Below are 16,965 nucleotides of genomic sequence, written 5' to 3'. Positions count from 1 at the left end.
GAGCCATGGACGATTGAAGGCAGACCGCGTCCGTCAGTTGCGACAGGGGCAGCGATGTCGAACGAACGCTTTCAGAACGGAAAAAGCGCCCCGGCGGGCGCGGTGGTGGGCTCGGCGGGCGGTTCCGGGGCCGCGACCGGTTCCGGTTCCGGTGTCGACGAGCTGGGCGCGCGCCTCCTGCGGCTGCTCGCCGACGACCCGCGCCGCGGCGCCTCCGACCTGGCCCGCGAACTCGGCGTCTCCGCCCCCACCGTGCGGGACCGCGTACGGCGGCTGGAGGAGGCCGGGGTCATCCGCGGCTACCGCCTCGACGTGGACCCCGCCGCCCTCGGCCTGCCCGTCGCGGCGTGGGTCCGGCTGCGGCCCGGCCCGGGGCAGATGTCCCGCGTCACCGAACTCGTACGGCAGACGCCCGAGGTCAGCGAGTGCCACCGGATCTCCGGCGAGGACTGCTTCCTGATCAAGGTGCACGTCTCCGAGCTGGGCGACCTGGAGACCGTTCTGGACCGCTTCCTCGTGCACGGGCAGACGACCAGTTCGCTGGTCGTGTCCACGCCCGTGCCGCCGCGCCCGGTGCTGCCGTAGGCGGCGATGCGCCCGGCGGACCGCTGCTGCTTCACAGCAGCGAACGGATGAGCAGCGTCGCCCCCGACAGCGACACCACGGTCAGCATCGCCGTACGCAGCCTCGCCTCCCCGAGCCGCCGGCACAGCGGCCGGCCCGCCGCGAAACCGGCCACCACGAACGGCACCAGCAGCAGGCCGGTGCTGACCTGGTGCGCGGTCAGCTCACCGGCGGCGGCCAGGGTCAGTACGGAGATGAGCGTGCCGCCGAGGAAGAAGCCGCCCAGCGTGGCGCGTACGCGCGCGGCGGGCTGGCGCTGGTAGAGGAGGGCCAGCGGCGGGCCGCCGATCGACGTCGCGGTGCCGGTGAGCCCGGCCGCGGCGCCCGCCGTGAGCAGGGCGGCGGGGCTGAAGCGGTGGGCACGGGGCGGGCCGTCGGAGCCCCGGCTCTCCACGGGGTCCGCGCCGTCCGCGGGGTCCACGCGGTCCACGCCGTCCGGGCCGCCCTGGGTGCCCGGCCTGCCCGGGGCGCCCGGCCTGTCCGCGCCGCCCCGGCTGAACGCGGACGCCGCCACCGCCGCCAGCACCATCAGCCCGACCAGGGCTCCCAGCAGCCGCGGATCCGCCACCGTGATCAGCCACGCACCGGCCACGGCGCCCGGCATCCGGGCGGGCAGCCCCCAGCTCAGCCCGTGCCAGTCGATGTGCCGCCGTTCCGCGCACACTGTCAGCAGAGGCATCGTCACAGTGGTGACGAGCAGCGTGCCGGGCATGAGCGAGGGCTCCAGTACGACCAGCACCGGAGCCGCCACTAGGCCCAGGCCGAGACCGACGCCGGTCTGTACGGCCGAGCCCAGCAGTACGGCGGCACCGGCTATGAGGAAGAACGGGAGTTCGGGCACGGACAGCGAGCGTATCTCGCCGCCCGTGGGCCTCCGTCCGGCGGGCGGTGCGCTCCGTACCGCACCGCTGCGGCGATGCCGTACGGTCACGGAACAGGCGGACGTCGGGCCCGCCCCGTACAAACGGCGAGGAGGCGCAGCGTGAGCGGCGGCGGCACGGTGATGGTGCGGCGGGGGTCCGGGGAGGACCCGTTCGGGACCGCGCGACTGCGGCGGGGCGTGCTGGACGCGTGGACCGCTTCGCCGGCCCGCTTCCGCGAGGACGCCAACGCCGAGCAGGACCTGGCGTTCGGCGGCTACCGCGACCGGCTGGTCGTCGAGTTGGCCCAGAACGCCGCCGACGCCGCCGCCCGCGCCGGGCGGCCCGGACGTATCCGCTACGTGCTGCGGAGCGGCGTCCTCGTCGCCGCCAACACGGGCGCGGCGCTGGACGCGGCGGGCGTCGAGTCGCTGGCGACGCTGCGCGCGTCCGCGAAGCGCGACGAGGGCGGGGGCGCCGACGGCGGCAGGTCCGCCGACGGCGGCGCGGGCGCGGACCGGGGCGCGGGGGCGCCCGCGCAGGTGGGGCGGTACGGCGTCGGGTTCGCCGCCGTACTCGCGGTGAGCGACGAACCCGCGGTGCTGGGGCGCGGCGGGGGCGTGCGCTGGTCGCTCGCGGAGGCGCGCGAACTCACGGTGGAGGCGGCGCGCGGCACTAGTGCGGGCGCGGTCACCGGCGCGGGCAGCAGCGACCTCGCCGACGAGCTGCGCCGCCGCGAAGGCCATGTCCCGCTGCTGCGGCTGCCGTTCCCGGCCGAGGGCATGGCGCCCGAGGGCTACGACACCGCCGTCGTCCTGCCGTTGCGCGACACCGCGGCCGAGGAACTGGCCGCAGGCCTGCTCGCCGCCGTGGACGACGCACTGCTGCTCACTCTCCCCGGCCTGCACGAAGTCGTCATCGACACCCCGGAGTCCGTACGCACCCTGACGCGGCGCACGGACAGCGCGGAGAGCGCGTACGTGCTCGTCGAGGACACCACCGCCGCTCCCGCCGGGCAGGCCGCGACCGCGGGGCAGGCCGCGACCGCTCCGGCGCCGGGCGGCACCAACGTACGGCGCACCCGCTGGCGCGTCGCCCACGCGAGCGGCCGCGCCGACGACGCGCTCTTCGCCGACCGCCCGCTGGAGGAACGCGAACGCCCCTGGTGGTCGGTCACCTGGGCGGTGCCCGTCGACGCGGACGGCGCGCCCGTACGGCCATCCACCACGGCCGTCGTCCACGCGCCGACCCCGACGGAGGAACCGCTGGGGCTGCCCGCGCTGCTCATCGCGTCGTTCCCGATGGAGCCGACGCGGCGGCACGTCGCGCCAGGCCCGCTGACCGACTTCCTGACCGTACGGGCCGCCGAGGCGTACGCGGGCCTGATCGCCGACTGGCGGCCCGTGAGCACCGGCACCCTCGACCTCGTACGCGGGCCGCTCGGCGAGGGTGAACTCGACGGCGCCCTGCGGCGGCTGGTGCTCGAACGCCTCCCCCGGGTGGCCTTCCTGCCGCGCGCGGCGGACACGGAAACGGAAACGGGCCCGGAGACGGGCACGGGAACGGGCACGAGCGCAGTCGCGGACACCGCTCCCGCGGGCGGGTCGGCGGAGGCCGAAGAAGGGCTGAGCGGCGGCGAGTTCGGCGGCGCGCTGCGGCCCCGCGACGCCGAGATCATCGAGGGCGCGGGGGCGGACACCGTCGTCGTCCTCTCCGAACTGTTCCCGAGCCTGCTGCCCGCCGGCCTCGAACGGCGGCCGGAACTCCGCCTGCTGGAGGTGCCGCGCGTACCGCTCGGCGAGGTGATCGACCGGCTGGGCGGCGTCCAACGGCAACCCGGCTGGTGGCGGCGCCTCTACGACTCACTCGCCGGCGTGGACCCGGACCGGCTCACCGGACTGCCGGTGCCGCTGGCGGACGGGCGTACGGCGATCGGACCGCGCCAAGTGCTGCTCCCCGCGCCTGCGGACGACTACGCCGGTGTCGCCGCCCCGGAGGCCGGGGAGGTGCCGCAGGACGGCACCTCCGAGGACGGTGCCTTGCCTGACGGCACCTCCCAGCGGCACAGCGCACTCGCCCGCCTCGGGCTCAAGGTGGCGCACCCCGATGGCGCCCACCCGCTGCTGGACAAGCTGGGCGCCACCCCCGCGTCACCGCGCGCCGTCCTCACCACCCCGCAGGTGCGGGCCGCCGTCGCCAACTCGCTGGACGCCGGCGACATCTGGGACGAGGACGCCGGCACCCTCGACGCGGACGAACTCGTCGAAACGGTGCTCGCACTCGTACGCGACGCCGGTCTGGAGCCCGGCGACGAACCCTGGCTCGGCGCCCTGGCACTGCCCGACGAGGACGGCGAACTCGCCCCCGCCGGCGAACTGGTCTTCCCCGGCAGCCCGTTCGAACAGGTCATCCGCGAAGGCGAACTCGCCGCGTGCGACGCCGCCCTGGCCGGCCGCTGGGGCGAACAGCCGCTGACCGCCGTCGGCGTACTGGCGGACTTCGCCCTCGTACGGGCCACGGACGTCGTCCTCGACCCGGACGAGATCGCCGAACCGCAGGACAGCGACTACGCCCAGCCCGACGACGTCGGCCTCCTCGACGCCGTCGACGTCTGGTGCGAAGACGTCCTGGACGGCCTCTCGTCCCAGCCGGCCGTGCCGCCCGTCGTGGCCGAACTGGTCGCCGTACGCGACCTGGACCTGGTCGACGACGACCGCTGGCCGCAGGCCCTCGCCATGCTCGCGCAGCCGCCGCTGCGCGATGCCCTGACCGCCCCCGTCCGGGTGCTGCTGCCGGACGGCGTGACCGAGACCGTGCGCCCGTACACCGCGTGGTGGCTGCGCGGCCACCCCGTGCTGGACGGCCGCCGCCCCGCCGGGCTGCGTGCGGCAGGCGGCGACGCCCTGCTGGCCGGGCTGTACGAGGAGGCCGACGCCTCCGCCCTCACCATCGACGGCGGCGCCGACACCCAGGTGCTGCGCGCCCTCGGCGTACGCACCTCGGCCGCCGCCCTGCTGGACGAGCCCGGCGGCGCGGCGGAGCTCCTGTCCCGGCTTGCCGACCCCGAACTGCCCGTCACCGCAGACCAACTCCACGGCCTCTACGGCCTGCTGGCCAGCCTCGACCCCGACGAGGTGACCCTGCCCGACGAACTGCGCGCGGTCGTCGGCCACGAGGTGCGGGTCGAGGACGCGTCCGAGGCGGTCGTCGCGGACGTGCCCGACCTCATGCCGCTGGCCGCCCGGCGCCCGCTGGTGCCCGTACGGCCCGCGCTGGCCGCCGACCTGGCCACGGTGCTGGACGTACGGCGGCTGAGCGAGGTCGCGGGCCGCTCGCTCACCGGCGACCCGGGGACGGAACGGGCCGTGCCCGACGCCGTACGTGCCCTGCTCCCCGGCGCGCCCGCGTCGTACCTGGAGCACGAGGAACTGCTCGTCGACGACACCGAACTGGACTGGCACCTCACCCGGGACGGCGTCCTGCACGCCGCCACCCTGGAGGGCGTGGCGGCGGGCCTCGCCTGGGCGGCGGGCCAGTGGGCACGCCGCTTCGAGACGGCGGCCCTGCTGGAGGATCCGACCCGCGCGGCGGAACTGTCTCGCGCCCGCTGGCACGACTGACTCTCGCGGCCCCGGCCCGCGAGCGCCCGCGCCTGCCCTGCGGGGCGCGCGCCCCGTCTGTGCCCCTGCGTGTGCCGTGGCCCGGGCGGGGGTGCCGTCCCGTCGGGCACGCCCGTCTCTTCGTCTGCTGTGGCAACTCCTTCCGTTGTACGACTCGTTGACCGCCCGGCCTGCGGGCCCTGGGTGGTGTCCTCAAGCGCCGGACGGGCTGGATTCTGGCGGGCGTACTGCCCGAGCCCGCGGGCCCGGGGCGGGTTGTCCTCAATCGCCGGACGGGCTGGGTTTGGCCGGGGCAGTGGCCTCAAGTGGTGGGTGACGGGCACTTGTTGGTGGGCGGCGGGCCCAAGGGCCTCGAGCCCGTCCGGCGTTTGAGGACGGACCGTGCCACCCCGTGGGGTTGCGTGGTCATTCGCGGGCTCCGTGCTCGGGCGCGTACTGGGCCCGCGGCCGCTGCCAAGTCTGCGCCTGCGCGCGGGTCGGGCAGCGGGAGCCACCCGCGTCCGCCCGCAGGTCGGCCAAGGCGAGCCGACCGCGCTCGCGCGCGATCGGGCCCGACCGCAGCCGGGGGCGAACCCGCGGCGTTCAGGCCCGCGCGTCGGGCCCCGTGAGCGCGTCGAGCGCCGCGAGTATCTCCGTCGGCTCCGCTCGCACCGTGTAGTCCGTGTTGACGAACGCCCACCGTATGACCCAGCCGCGGTCGATGACATACGTGGCGGGCAGCGGCAGCGTACGGGCGTGGCCGCCGTTGACCCGCTGGAGGTCGAAGCCCAAGCGGTCGTACACCGCGCCCAGTTCGGCGGAGAGGTCGAACGCGATGCCGTACTGCTTCGCGACATCCGAGCCGATGTCGCTCAGCACGTCGAAGGCCAGCTCCTGCTTCTCCGTCAAGGAAAGGCTCTCGTCAGCGATCTGCGGTGAGATCGCCACCAGGCGTGCGCCGCGGGCCGTGATGGCGTCGTGGTGCTGCTGGAGGGCGCGCAGCGCGACGTTGCAGTACGGGCACCAGGCGCCGCGGTAGAACGTCAGCACCACGGGGCCCTCGGCGAGCAGGCCGTCCAGCGTGACCTCCTTCCCCGTGGCGGTGGGGAGGGTGAAGCCCGGGGCGCGGGCGCCCGCGTGGAGTGCCCCGTCGGCGAGGCCGGATTCGGCGAGCTCGAGCGCGCCGCGGTCCATGACTTCGAGGATGTCCGGCGGGATCCTCCGGTGCTTGTTCTCGTACAGGGCGCGCAGCTCGGCTTGGAGGCTCACTGTCCGGCCGTCCTCTCTCCAACAGCCCGCCGGCAGGCGGAGCTTGGAACAACTTGGAACGTCCGTTCCAGGATGAGCCTTCCCCCGCCCCGCGTCAAGGGTTATCTTGGAACTGTCATTTCAAGAACGCGGGAGCAGGCCATGCCCGACATCAAGCACTTCGATCCGGAAGCCGCGCTGGAGCGCGTGGAGCGGCTGTTCTGGCAGCAGGGCGAGGCCGCGACGTCGATCCAGGACGTGGCCACCGCCACGGGGCTCAACCGCTCCAGCCTCTACGGCACCTTCGGCGCCAAGCACGAGCTCTACATCGCCAGCCTGCGCCGCTACCTGCAGCGCCGCGCGGAGCCCGCGATACGGGCGCTGGCCGAGGACCCCCGTGGGCTGCCCGCCGTGCGGGACTTCTTCACCGGGCTGATCGAGGTGCGCTGCACGGGCGAGTTCGCGGGCTGGGGCTGCATGGTCGTCAACGCGCACGCCGGTGAGGAGCGCGGTGACCCCACTGTCCGCGGCCTGCTCGACGAGCACCACGGGAAGCTGCGTGACGGGCTGCGCGCCGCGCTCGAAACGGCCCGCGAGCAGGGTCAGTTGTCCGCGGGTACCTCGGTCGAGGGCGTCGCCGACGTGCTGGCGCTGCTCGCGTACGGCGTGAACCTTCGGTCCCGCGCCGGAGCGGATGCCGAGGCACTCCAGCGCACGGTCACCGCCGCGCTCGCCCCGTTCGACCCGGAGGCCCGCGCCGCGAAGTAGTGGCCGGGGGAGCGGTTGTCGGCCAGGGCCCGGACTACTCCGCGTCGGTCCCGTCGCCGGACCCCGGCCCGTTGCCCGACCCCGGCCTGTTGCCGGATTCAGGCCCGCTGCCGGGGCCCGTTCCGGAGCCGTCCGGCTCGGTCTCGGTCGAGGACATCGCCGCCGCCTTCGACGCCGCGATCGCGATCTCGCGCCGGCGCACGTACCAGAGGCCGAACAGGCCGAGCCCTACGCCCGCCGCGCAGGTCCAGATCCACCACTCGTGGCCACCGTCCGCGAACCATCCGTAGAAGGGAAGTTGGACGACGAAGAGTACGAACCACGCCGCCGTGCCGATCACGACCGTCCGGACGACGTTGCCCTCCAGCGGCTCCGGCGCCTCGCGTTCGCCGTCGGTCCACTTGTTCATCAGGCCCATCGGTCCGGCTCCTTCGTAAGGGCTGCTGGGCGGGTGGCGGCTGTCACCGTCACCCAGCCTATCCAGCGCCCGCACGCGCCTCGGCGTATGCCTCCGCGTCCGGGCTGTGCAGGGCCCACGCAGGCCCCGCACAGGGCCCGCGCGGGGCCCCTGCGCGGGCGTCGTACGGCTCCGGGCAGGCCCCTGTCTACGCGCGGAGATAGCGATCACCCTCGCGGTACGTTCATACTGAATCTATCTGGGCCTGACGGAAAATCGCCGTCAGATCGTCCAAGCTGATCCCAGCCGGCCCCTGGACCGGCGGGCTCGTCCCCGTACGACGACTGAGTTTCCGAGGTCACGCATGTCCGATTCGGCCAGCCACGGCCACGCGGTCGATTCCGGCCAGCAGCCACGCGGCCCCCGCGATCCCGGCGGCTCCCGTGGCGGCTTCGACCGCTTCTTCCGGATCTCCGAGCGCGGTTCCTCCGTGACCCAGGAGCTGCGCGGCGGTCTGGCGACCTTCTTCGCGATGGCCTACATCGTCGTGCTGAACCCGATCATTCTCGGTGCGGGCGAGGACAAGTTCGGCCGTCATCTGGACAACGCCCAGCTGGTCACGGCCACGGCCCTGGTCGCCGGGCTGACGACGGTGCTCATGGGTGTGATCGGGAACGTGCCGATCGCCCTAGCCGCCGGACTCGGCATCAACGCCGTCGTCTCGCTCCAGCTCGCGCCCAAGATGAGCTGGCCGGACGCCATGGGCATGGTCGTGCTGGCCGGGCTGGTGCTGATGCTGCTGGTCGCCTCCGGCCTGCGGCAGCGCGTCATGGACGCCATTCCGAACGGGCTGCGGCGCTCCATCGCCATCGGGATCGGCCTGTTCATCTCGCTGATCGGACTCGTCGACTCCGGCTTCGTCACCCGCAATCCGGACGCCGCGCACACCACCGTCCCGCTCGGCCTCGGCCAGGGGGGTCAACTGCAGGGCTGGCCGGTGCTGGTGTTCGTGCTCGGGCTGGCGCTCATGTTCGTGCTGATCGTGCGGCGGACGAAGGGCGCGATCCTGCTGGGCATCGTGGTGATGACCGTGGTGGCGATCGTGATCAACGCGGTGGCCGGGATCCCGGACGAGGCCTGGGGCCTGGCCGTCCCGAACGTGCCGGACGACGTCGTGAGCAGCCCGGACTTCGGACTGGTCGGCGAGGTCAGCCTGTTCGGCGGCTTCCACGAGGTCGGGCTGCTGACGGGCGCGCTGTTCGTCTTCACCGTGCTGCTGTCGGGGTTCTTCGACGCGATGGGCACCATCATCGGGGTGGGCGAGGAGTCGGGGCTGACGGACGAGAACGGTCAGCTCCCCGGCATGGGGCGCATCCTCATGGTCGACGGCGTCGGGGTCGCGGGCGGCGGCTTCGGCTCGTGTTCGGCCAACACCTGCTTCGTCGAGTCGACGGCGGGCGTGGGCGAGGGGGCGCGTACGGGACTGGCCAACCTGGTCACCGGCGGCCTGTTCCTGCTGACGCTGGTGATGACCCCGCTGGCCACGGTCGTGCCGTCGCAGGCGGCGACGCCCGCGCTGGTCGTGGTCGGCTTCCTGATCATGGCGGCGAACGTGCGGGAGATCGACTGGGGCGACCCCACGGTGGGCGTCCCGGCGTTCCTCACGATCATGTCGATGCCGTTCACGTACAGCATCACCAACGGCATCGGGCTCGGCGTGCTGGCCTTCGTCCTGCTGCGGACGGCCGTCGGACGCTTCCGCGAGATCCCGTGGCTGCTGAACGTGGTGGCTCTCTGCTTCCTCGTCTACTTCCTGCTGGATCCGATCGAGCAGCTGCTGGGCGTGAAGTAGCCCCTGCCCGACAGCGGCGACAGCGGCGACAGCGACGGCACCAGCCACCGGACCGGCCACCCGCCGCCTGAGGTCACCGGCCTCACATCCGTCCGTAGAACCGTTCCGTCTCGTCGACGGCGGACTGGAACCGCTCGTCGAAGTCGTCCCTGACGAGCGTCCGGACCACGTAGTCCTGGACGCTCATGCCGCGTTTGGCGGCATGGCCGTGGAGCCGTTCGAGCAGCTCGCTGTCCACGCGCAGGCTGAGCACCTCAGATGTCATGCACCCACCGTCTCCGGCGGGGCGGGAGCGTTGGCGGACTTTTCTGCACGAGCTCACTCGAATGTGTGATGAAAGGTTTGCGGGGCGGCGCCGGCTGTGGCGAAGGACTCCGTTAACGGGGTAGTCGTTAGCACGGGTAATGAGTTACGCTAATGACATGCCGGAACTGTCCCCTGGCGACGATGCCGCCGCCGTGAACTCGCTCCGCACCGCCGTGATGCGTCTCTCCCGGCGGCTGCGGCATCAGCGGGTCGACGAGTCGCTGAGCCCGACCGAGATGTCGGTGCTCGGCACCCTCGCCCGCTGCGGCTCCGCCACCCCGAGCGAGCTGGCGCGTAAGGAGCACGTGCAGCCGCCGTCGATGACGCGCATCGTGGCGATGCTCGAGGCCAAGGGGCTCGTACGGCTCGAACCGCACCCCGACGACCGCCGCCAGAAGGTGGTCACGCAGACCGAGCGCGCGGAGTCCATGCTCGCCGCCAGCCGCAGCAAGCGGAACGCCTGGCTGGCCGAGCTGGCCGGGCAGCTCGACGACGACGAATGGGCGAAGCTGCGCGAGGCGGCGCCCGTACTGGAGAAGCTCGCGCATCTGTAAGCACACACGCAGGCACAGCACGCATGGCAGGCACACACGCAAGCACGTAGGAGAACGCGCACGCGAAGGAGGCGAAGACCCATTGCGTCCGGGCCACGGAGAAGATTCCGCACCCGCACCCGATGACCGTACGGGCACCCCCGAGACCCCGGAGCCCCGCAAGACCGCCGGTGCCACCGAGAGCAGCAAGAGCCCCAAGGCCAGCAAGGCCAGCAAGACGCCCGAGGCCCCCGAGACCCCCGGCTCCGGGACCGCCGAAGACACCGGCCGTACCTCGATGTTCAGTTCCCTCCGGATCCGGAACTACCGGATCTTCGCCATGGGCCAGGCCGTCTCCAACACCGGCACCTGGATGCAGCGCATCGCCCAGGACTGGCTGGTCCTCAGCCTCACCGGCTCGGCGACCGCCGTCGGCATCACCACTGCGCTGCAGTTCCTGCCGATGCTGCTCTTCGGCCTCTGGGGCGGCGTCATCGCGGACCGCTGCGCGAAGCGGAAGGTGCTGTTCGTCACCCAGTCCGTCATGGGCCTCACCGGTCTCGCGCTCGCGGCGCTGACCCTGAGCGGCCATGTGCACGTGGTCCACGTGTACGTGCTCGCGTTCGCGCTCGGCCTCGCCACCGTCGTGGACAACCCGACGCGGCAGACGTTCGTCGCCGAGATGGTCGGCCCGGACCAGCTGCGCAACGCCGTGTCGCTGAACTCCGCGAACTTCCAGAGCGCCCGTCTCGTCGGACCCGCCGTCGCGGGTGTGCTGATCACCGCGGTGGGCAGCGGCTGGGCGTTCCTGCTGAACGGGCTCTCGTTCCTGGCGCCGCTCGCCGGGCTGCTGCTGATGCGTACGAGCGAGCTGTACCCGAGCGAGCGGGCACCCCGTACGAAGGGGCAGCTGCGCGAGGGCCTGAGCTACGTCCGTGCGCGCCCCGAGCTGCTGTGGCCGATCGTCCTGGTCGGCTTCATAGGCACCTTCGGCTACAACTTCCCGATCTGGCTCACCGCGTTCACCGACCGCGTCTTCGAGTCGGGCGCCGGGACGTACGGCCTGCTCAACTCGTTGATGGCGGTCGGCTCCGTGACCGGGGCGCTGCTCGCCGCGCGGCGGGCGTCGTCCCGTATGCGGCTGATGGTAGGTGCCGCGCTGCTCTTCGGGCTGCTGATGGCGGTGGCGGCGGTGACGCCGTCGTTTTGGCTGTTCGCGGCGCTGATGCTGCCGATCGGCGCGATGGGGCTCACGTTCAACGTCACAGCGAACGCGAGCGTCCAGCTCGCCTCCGACCCGCTGATGCGGGGGCGGGTGATGAGCCTGTACATGATGGTGTTCGTCGGCGGTACGCCGATCGGCGGCCCGATCATGGGGTGGATCACCGACAGCCACGGCGCCCGCGCCGGGCTGCTGGCGGGCGCGCTGATCTCGGCGCTGGTCGCGGTGGCCGTCGGCTTCGCGCTGGCGCGGGCCAGCGGCCTGCGGCTGCGCGTGTACGTGGGGCGCGGGCGCCGGGGCCTCGTGTTCGAGCCGCGTGAGCCGGGCGAGCCGCGTGAACCCGGTGAGCCGGGTGAGCCGCACGACGCTGCCGCGGACGCGTCCGGCAAGGGCGGCGGCGAACGGGCGCGGGTGGCCCCGGTGGCCTGACCGCGTGCGGCGGTGACGCCGTACGGGTGGGGAGACTGGCCGTATGAGACTCTTCGCCGCCGTCCTGCCACCGCCCGCCGCCACCGCCGAACTCGCCGTCGCCGTCGACGCGCTGCGTGAACTGCCCGGCCTGCCGGGCGCGGACCGGATGCGCTGGACGCAGCGCGAGGGCTGGCACTTCACGCTGGCCTTCTACGGCGAGGTGGCCGAGCCCGTACGGCCCGAACTGGAACGGCGCCTCGCCCGCGCCGCCGCGCGCGGCCGCCCGCTCACGCTGCGGCTCGCCGGCGCCGGGCGGTTCGGGGAACGCACCCTGTGGATGGGCGCCGACGGCGACCGCGAGCGGCTGGGACGGCTCGCGGCGGCGGCGTCGGCGGCCGGGCGCAGGAGCGGCATCGCGATGGAGGAGCAGGCGTTCCACGCACACCTCACGCTCGCGCGGACCCGACGCGCCGCCCCGGCCACCGTCGCGGGCGGGACACATGAGGGGGACGGTGCGGACGGCGTGGGCGGTGCGGACGGCACCGGCGGTACGGGTGCGACGCGCGGTACGCGGCTGGACCTGCGGCCGTACGTCGCCGCGCTGGCGGGCTTCGAGGGCGCGCCGTGGACGGCCGGTGAGCTCGCCCTCGTCCGCAGTACGCCGCCGACCAGTGGCGTGCCCGGTGAGCAGCCGCGCTACACGACGGTGGCGGCCTGGCGGCTGGGCCGCTGAGCGTTCCCGCTACGGTGGAGGCGTGAATACGAAGACCCGAGTCCGGATCGTCAGCGGCGTACTCGTCATGCTGTTCCTCGTGGTGGCCGTCGCCGCCGCCTTCGGCGGCTGACCCGCGCGCACGCGACCCGCGCGCACGCGCCTCCGCCGCCCCCCCCACGAACGCGAACGTGGCACGGCCGTACGGGCGCCTGTCCCGGCGCCAGTACGGCCGGCCCGTCTGTCGGCAGGTCACGGGGTCGGCAGCCCCGCGAGGTCAGCGGGGCACGAGACCCGTCGTCACCAGGCGAACGCCTCCGGCGTCGGACCCGGCCCCGGGAAGATCTCGTCCAGGCCCTTGAGCACCTCGTCGCTCAGCTTCAGATCCACCGCGCCCACCGCCGACGCCAGCTGCTCCTGCGTACGCGGCCCCACGATGGGACCGGTCACGCCGGGCCGGGTCAGCAGCCACGCCAGGGCGGCCTCGCCCGGGTCCAGGCCGTGCTTGGCCAGCAGGTCCTCGTACGCCTGGATCTGCTCGCGCACCTGCGAGTTGGCGAGCGCCTCCGCCGAACGGCCGCCGGAGGTGCGCTTGCCCGCGCCGCCCTCGTTCTGCTTGCGGATCGCGCCGCCGAGCAGGCCGCCGTGCAGCGGGGACCACGGGATCACGCCGAGGCCGTAGCTCTCGGCGGCCGGGATGACCTCCATCTCGGCGCGCCGCTCGGCGAGGTTGTACAGGCACTGCTCGCTGACCAGGCCGTACGAACCACGGCGCGCGGCCGTCTCGTTGGCCTGGGCGATGTGCCAGCCGGCGTGGTTGGACGAGCCGGCGTAGAGGATCTTGCCCTGCTGGACGAGGACGTCCATCGCCTGCCAGATCTCGTCCCAGGGGGTCAGGCGGTCGACGTGGTGGAACTGGTACAGGTCGATGTAGTCCGTCTGGAGGCGGGTGAGGCTGGCATCGACGGCGCGGCGGATGCTGAGGGCGGAGAGGCGCGAGGTGTTGGGCCAGCCGTCGCCTTCGGCGGCCATCGAACCGAAGACCTTGGTGGCCAGTACGGTCTTCTCCCGCCGGTCGCCGCCCTTGGCGAACCAGCTGCCGACGATCTCCTCCGTACGGCCCTTGTTCTCGCCCCAGCCGTAGACGTTGGCGGTGTCGAAGAAGTTGACGCCCGAGCCGAGCGCGGCGTCCATGATGGCGTGGCTGTCGGTCTCGTCCGTGAGCGGACCGAAGTTCATGGTCCCGAGGACGAGTCGGCTGACCTTGAGCCCGGTGCGGCCTAGCTGCGTGTACTCCATGGACAGCAGCCAACGCCTTCGAGGGCGCTCTAGGCAAGTGCTTCCGCCGCGCGTACGGCCCATACGCGCGTACGGTGCCTCCGCGCGCGGAGACGCCGGTTCCTCCGCGTGCGCGGAGGAACCGGCGCCACCCCGGGGTGGCGCCGGACCGTTCCGTTGTGTCCGTGCTCGGCCGGCTCGCTGCTGCCGGCCGTACGGCGTCAGGCCGTCAGAAGGTGAACGGGCCCGGGTTCTGGGCCGACGTGGCCGTGCAGTTCACCGTGATACCCAGGACCTTGATCGTGGCGGACTTGGCCTCCAGTACGTCGCCCGCGGTGACCGTGGCGTCCAGCGGGCCGGAGTTCACGTCGTCCCCGGCGCTCATCGCCGGGTTGGAGTTCCCGCTGAAGGTCACGTCGTCGCCGCCGTTCGCGTTGGCCAGCGTCAGGGACGTCTCCACCGAGTTCTCCGCGACGGCGATGGGCGCCTTGACCGCGGACGAGGAGAGGGTGATGGTCGCCGCCGTGCCGTCCTGTGTGGCGTCGAGCTTGACCTCGCCGGAGCCGAAGCTGCCGCAGTCCGCGGTGAGGGTGGCGGTGGTGGGGTCGACGGCGGTCGCCGTCGGGGCCATGATCAGCGCGCCCGCGGCGAGAGCGGCCGCGCCTGCCGTGCCGATTCCGATGATGCTGAGCTTCATGCCAACTGCCTTCCGGTCGTGGGGGACTTTCCGGACAGCCGCGTCCGAGGACGTGGCGATGGGGGGTGCTGTGGTGAGTGCAGCGGTGCGCCGGTATCCGTACGGGGGCCGCGGCTCGGTGCCCCGTACGGGCCGTCACACGGACGAACAGTCATCGGGCCGATGCTGAACATTGAGACCTGTACTACAGCGGAAAACAAGAGAGCATTCGGCGTTTTTCTCCGCCAACGGGGCGGCCCCGCGCCGGAGTTGTCAGCTGCGAGAGTCAAACTCCGCCGCGAGGGCCCGCCGGGCGCGCCGGTCTGTGCGTTTCCGGGCGGTGAATGTGGCGCGGCCGTACGCGCCATCCGCCGCGCCGCCGTACGAGTCGCTGTACGGATCGCCGTAAGCGTCACCGTACGGATCGCTGTACGTGTCACCGGACGCACCGCCGCAGGCGTCACCGTACGGAGCGCCGTACGGCCCGCCCACCGACCACCCCTGGTGCAGGGTGTCCGCGAAAGCCGCCGCCATACGGTGCTCGCCGCTGGCCGACGGGTGCGTGCCGTCGTAAGTGTCGCGGTCCAGCACCCAGTCCGCGGGCTGCGACGCGAGCAGCAGGGGAGCGGACGGGGTGGACAGGTCGGCGACGGTCTTCGCGAGCTGCTCGTTGAACGCGTCGCACTGCGCCGCGAACGAAGGGTCCGTCAGCGCGCGCACGTTGGGTATCACCGGCAGCAGGACGGCGCGCAGCCGCGGGTTGGCGGCGCGCGCCTCGGCGAGGAAGCGGCGCACGTTCTCCGTGGTCTGCGGCACGTCCGTATAGAAGCCGAGGTCGATCAGGCCGAGGGAGACCAGCAGCGTGTCCGCCTTGCCGCGGCGGACGGCGGACGCGACGAGCGGCGCGAGATGCAGCCAGCCTTCACCCCAGCCCGCGAGGTGGCGCCGGGCGTGCTCGGGGAAGTCGTGCGCGCCGTACGCGACGGAGCCTTCGTGCAGCTCCGTACGGGGGCCGACGATGCGGTACGGGCCGCCGTACGTCGCGTTCAGGTGCCGCCACATCCGGTAGCGCCAGGTGATGTCGCCCGCGCTTCCCACGGTCATGGAATCGCCGACGAACATGATGCGCATCGGGCCATCCTCCCGGACCGGCTGATGACCTGCGATGTGATGCCGGTCACCCGGTGCGGGATGGCAGGCTAGGCGCCATGCGCGCATCCTGCTTCCGGCCCTGTGTGCCGGGCGGTCCGTACGGCGATCGGTACGCCGGCTCGTACGACGCCCCGTACGGCGATCAGTTCGCCGACCCGTACGGCTCTCCGTACGGCGACCTGCCCAACGCCCCGTACGACGGCACCGCGAACTCCCGTACCCGCTACGGCCGTTCCACGCCGGGCCGCGGGGGAGGCGGGCGAGGCGGCGGGCGCGTGCGCGTGGGGCGTGCGGTCGCCGTGGCCGGGGCGGTCGCGGTGCTGGGGCTGCTGGCGGCCGGCGCCATGGCGCCGCCGGCGGCGGCGGACGACGGGCCCGAGGAGTTCACCATCGAGGACCCGCGGATCACGGAGTCCAGCGGCCTCGCCGCCAGCCGGGCCCACCCGGGCGTGTACTGGACGCACAACGACAGCGAGGACGGCCCGTACATCTACGCCGTCGACAGCGACTCCGGCAAGACCGTCGCGACCGTCACACTGCGCGGCATCATGCCGCGCGACGTGGAGGGCATCTCCATCGGCCCGGACGGCGACGTCTACGTCGGCGACATCGGGGACAACCTCGGCGGACGCTGGAGCGAGGTCTGGATCTACCGCTTCCCCGAACCGAAGAAGCTCCGCAACGTCACGCTCACGCCCACTCGTTACACCGTCCGGTACGCCGACGGGCCGCGCGACGCCGAGTCGCTGATGGTGCACCCGAAGACCGGCCGCGCGTACATCGCCAGCAAGAACAAGGAGGAGAAGGGCGGCGTCTACGCCGGACCCGAGAAGCTCAGCACCTCCGGCGTGAACACCTTCCGCCGCATCGGCGACACCGAGATGTGGGCCACCGACGGCGCCTTCTCGCCGGACGGCACGCGGCTGATGCTGCGCAGCTACCTGGGGTCCGAGATGTACAGCTGGAGCGCCAAGGGCCGCATGAAGCCGATCGACACGGTGAGCATCCCGATGCAACGGCAGGGCGAGTCCGTCACGTTCACACTCGACGGCCGGTATCTGATGCTGGGCACGGAGGGCGAGTCCAGCTCGGTCGAGCCCGCCGAACTGGAGGACAAGGTCCTCTCGGAGAAGGCCGCCGCCGAGAAGGCCGCCGAGGAGAAGCGGAACGGCGGCGACGGCGGCTCGAGCGCGGACGGCAACAGCCCCGAGGAGAACCGGGACCTGGTCGTGGGCGGCGCGACCTTCGCGGCGGCGTTCATGGTCTGGATGCTGCTCCGCCGCCTCTTCCGGCGCGGCCGCGACTGACGTACGGGCGGGGCGTACGG

At 72.9% G+C, this 16,965-nt stretch carries 14 protein-coding genes and 1 pseudogene; 8 read left to right on the top strand and 7 right to left on the bottom strand.

Features of this window, described 5'->3' with window-relative positions; all coding sequences use genetic code 11:
• The first annotated feature begins 54 nt into the window (after positions 1-54).
• A complete protein-coding gene (locus DVA86_RS06170; protein WP_208876413.1) occupies positions 55-585 on the top strand; it encodes an Lrp/AsnC family transcriptional regulator in 531 nt (176 codons plus the stop codon).
• A gap of 31 nt (positions 586-616) precedes the next feature.
• On the opposite strand, the gene DVA86_RS06165 is transcribed toward DVA86_RS06170, so the two are convergent.
• Positions 617-1,465, bottom strand: coding sequence for a sulfite exporter TauE/SafE family protein (locus DVA86_RS06165; protein ID WP_208876409.1), 849 nt, complete (start codon positions 1,463-1,465; stop codon positions 617-619).
• 162 nt (positions 1,466-1,627) lie between these two features.
• On the opposite strand from DVA86_RS06165, the gene DVA86_RS06160 reads away from it, so the two are divergent.
• A complete protein-coding gene (locus DVA86_RS06160; protein ID WP_208884438.1) occupies positions 1,628-5,104 on the top strand; it encodes a molecular chaperone Hsp90 in 3,477 nt (1,158 codons plus the stop codon).
• Positions 5,105-5,686: 582 nt separating this feature from the next.
• On the opposite strand, the gene DVA86_RS06155 is transcribed toward DVA86_RS06160, so the two are convergent.
• Positions 5,687-6,352 (bottom strand): peroxiredoxin-like family protein, encoded by a 666-nt coding sequence (locus DVA86_RS06155; protein ID WP_245996369.1) that lies wholly within the window; start codon positions 6,350-6,352, stop codon positions 5,687-5,689.
• 141 nt (positions 6,353-6,493) lie between these two features.
• On the opposite strand from DVA86_RS06155, the gene DVA86_RS06150 reads away from it, so the two are divergent.
• Positions 6,494-7,099 (top strand): TetR/AcrR family transcriptional regulator, encoded by a 606-nt coding sequence (locus DVA86_RS06150; protein ID WP_208876408.1) that lies wholly within the window; start codon positions 6,494-6,496, stop codon positions 7,097-7,099.
• 34 nt (positions 7,100-7,133) lie between these two features.
• Here the strand turns inward: DVA86_RS06150 and DVA86_RS06145 are convergent, their stop codons facing one another.
• Positions 7,134-7,517, bottom strand: a complete 384-nt coding sequence (locus DVA86_RS06145; RefSeq protein WP_425470769.1) for a DUF2530 domain-containing protein — start codon at positions 7,515-7,517, stop codon at positions 7,134-7,136.
• A gap of 343 nt (positions 7,518-7,860) precedes the next feature.
• Between DVA86_RS06145 and DVA86_RS06140 the strand changes: the two genes are divergently transcribed.
• Positions 7,861-9,348 (top strand): NCS2 family permease, encoded by a 1,488-nt coding sequence (locus DVA86_RS06140; RefSeq protein ID WP_208876407.1) that lies wholly within the window; start codon positions 7,861-7,863, stop codon positions 9,346-9,348.
• Between the two features lie 82 nt (positions 9,349-9,430).
• On the opposite strand, the gene DVA86_RS06135 is transcribed toward DVA86_RS06140, so the two are convergent.
• Complete coding sequence (locus DVA86_RS06135) at positions 9,431-9,613, bottom strand: ribbon-helix-helix protein, CopG family (RefSeq protein ID WP_208876405.1); 183 nt, start codon at positions 9,611-9,613, stop codon at positions 9,431-9,433.
• A gap of 157 nt (positions 9,614-9,770) precedes the next feature.
• Between DVA86_RS06135 and DVA86_RS06130 the strand changes: the two genes are divergently transcribed.
• The 3 genes from DVA86_RS06130 to thpR all read left to right on the top strand — a co-directional run bounded on the left by DVA86_RS06130 (position 9,771) and on the right by thpR (position 12,553).
• Positions 9,771-10,208, top strand: a complete 438-nt coding sequence (locus DVA86_RS06130; RefSeq protein ID WP_208876403.1) for a MarR family winged helix-turn-helix transcriptional regulator — start codon at positions 9,771-9,773, stop codon at positions 10,206-10,208.
• Positions 10,209-10,290: 82 nt separating this feature from the next.
• Positions 10,291-11,838: an MFS transporter gene (locus DVA86_RS06125; protein WP_245996368.1), complete on the top strand. Its 1,548-nt coding sequence runs from the start codon at positions 10,291-10,293 to the stop codon at positions 11,836-11,838.
• A gap of 43 nt (positions 11,839-11,881) precedes the next feature.
• Positions 11,882-12,553 carry an RNA 2',3'-cyclic phosphodiesterase gene (gene thpR / locus DVA86_RS06120; RefSeq protein ID WP_208876402.1) on the top strand — a complete coding sequence of 224 codons (672 nt, stop codon included), beginning with the start codon at positions 11,882-11,884 and terminating at the stop codon, positions 12,551-12,553.
• 279 nt (positions 12,554-12,832) lie between these two features.
• Here the strand turns inward: thpR and DVA86_RS06115 are convergent, their stop codons facing one another.
• The 3 genes and pseudogenes from DVA86_RS06115 to DVA86_RS06105 form a co-directional block, all read right to left on the bottom strand.
• Entirely contained in the window at positions 12,833-13,831 is a 999-nt protein-coding gene (locus DVA86_RS06115) for an aldo/keto reductase (protein ID WP_208876400.1), read from the bottom strand.
• 208 nt (positions 13,832-14,039) lie between these two features.
• The gene (locus tag DVA86_RS06110) at positions 14,040-14,507 is read right to left on the bottom strand and encodes a hypothetical protein (RefSeq protein WP_208876398.1); all 468 of its coding nucleotides are present in this window, start codon (positions 14,505-14,507) and stop codon (positions 14,040-14,042) included.
• A 447-nt stretch (positions 14,508-14,954) separates the two neighbouring features.
• Positions 14,955-15,617, bottom strand: a pseudogene (locus tag DVA86_RS06105) (GDSL-type esterase/lipase family protein); the annotation flags it as partial.
• Between the two features lie 365 nt (positions 15,618-15,982).
• Between DVA86_RS06105 and DVA86_RS06100 the strand changes: the two are divergent.
• Positions 15,983-16,945, top strand: coding sequence for an SdiA-regulated/phytase-like domain-containing protein (locus DVA86_RS06100; protein WP_208884434.1), 963 nt, complete (start codon positions 15,983-15,985; stop codon positions 16,943-16,945).
• The last annotated feature ends 20 nt before the right edge of the window (positions 16,946-16,965 follow it).

Origin of the sequence: Streptomyces armeniacus, from assembly GCF_003355155.1 — a bacterium.
In the GTDB taxonomy this organism is placed as follows: Bacteria; Actinomycetota; Actinomycetes; order Streptomycetales; family Streptomycetaceae; genus Streptomyces; species Streptomyces armeniacus.
The sequence above is the reverse complement of the archived record's forward strand: the minus strand, read 5'-3'. Positions and strand labels throughout refer to the sequence as shown.

What these genes read in the sequence shown, in the direction of transcription:
- DVA86_RS06170 (WP_208876413.1), top strand. Translation starts at nt 55, where the DNA reads ATGTCGAACGAACGCTTTCAGAACGGAAAAAGCGCCCCGGCGGGCGCG.
- DVA86_RS06160 (WP_208884438.1), top strand. Translation starts at nt 1,628, where the DNA reads ATGGTGCGGCGGGGGTCCGGGGAGGACCCGTTCGGGACCGCGCGACTG.
- DVA86_RS06150 (WP_208876408.1), top strand. Translation starts at nt 6,494, where the DNA reads ATGCCCGACATCAAGCACTTCGATCCGGAAGCCGCGCTGGAGCGCGTG.
- DVA86_RS06145 (WP_425470769.1), bottom strand. Translation starts at nt 7,517, where the DNA reads ATGGGCCTGATGAACAAGTGGACCGACGGCGAACGCGAGGCGCCGGAG.
- DVA86_RS06140 (WP_208876407.1), top strand. Translation starts at nt 7,861, where the DNA reads ATGTCCGATTCGGCCAGCCACGGCCACGCGGTCGATTCCGGCCAGCAG.
- DVA86_RS06135 (WP_208876405.1), bottom strand. Translation starts at nt 9,613, where the DNA reads ATGACATCTGAGGTGCTCAGCCTGCGCGTGGACAGCGAGCTGCTCGAA.
- DVA86_RS06130 (WP_208876403.1), top strand. Translation starts at nt 9,771, where the DNA reads ATGCCGGAACTGTCCCCTGGCGACGATGCCGCCGCCGTGAACTCGCTC.
- thpR (WP_208876402.1), top strand. Translation starts at nt 11,882, where the DNA reads ATGAGACTCTTCGCCGCCGTCCTGCCACCGCCCGCCGCCACCGCCGAA.
- DVA86_RS06115 (WP_208876400.1), bottom strand. Translation starts at nt 13,831, where the DNA reads ATGGAGTACACGCAGCTAGGCCGCACCGGGCTCAAGGTCAGCCGACTC.
- DVA86_RS06110 (WP_208876398.1), bottom strand. Translation starts at nt 14,507, where the DNA reads ATGAAGCTCAGCATCATCGGAATCGGCACGGCAGGCGCGGCCGCTCTC.
- DVA86_RS06100 (WP_208884434.1), top strand. Translation starts at nt 15,983, where the DNA reads ATGGCGCCGCCGGCGGCGGCGGACGACGGGCCCGAGGAGTTCACCATC.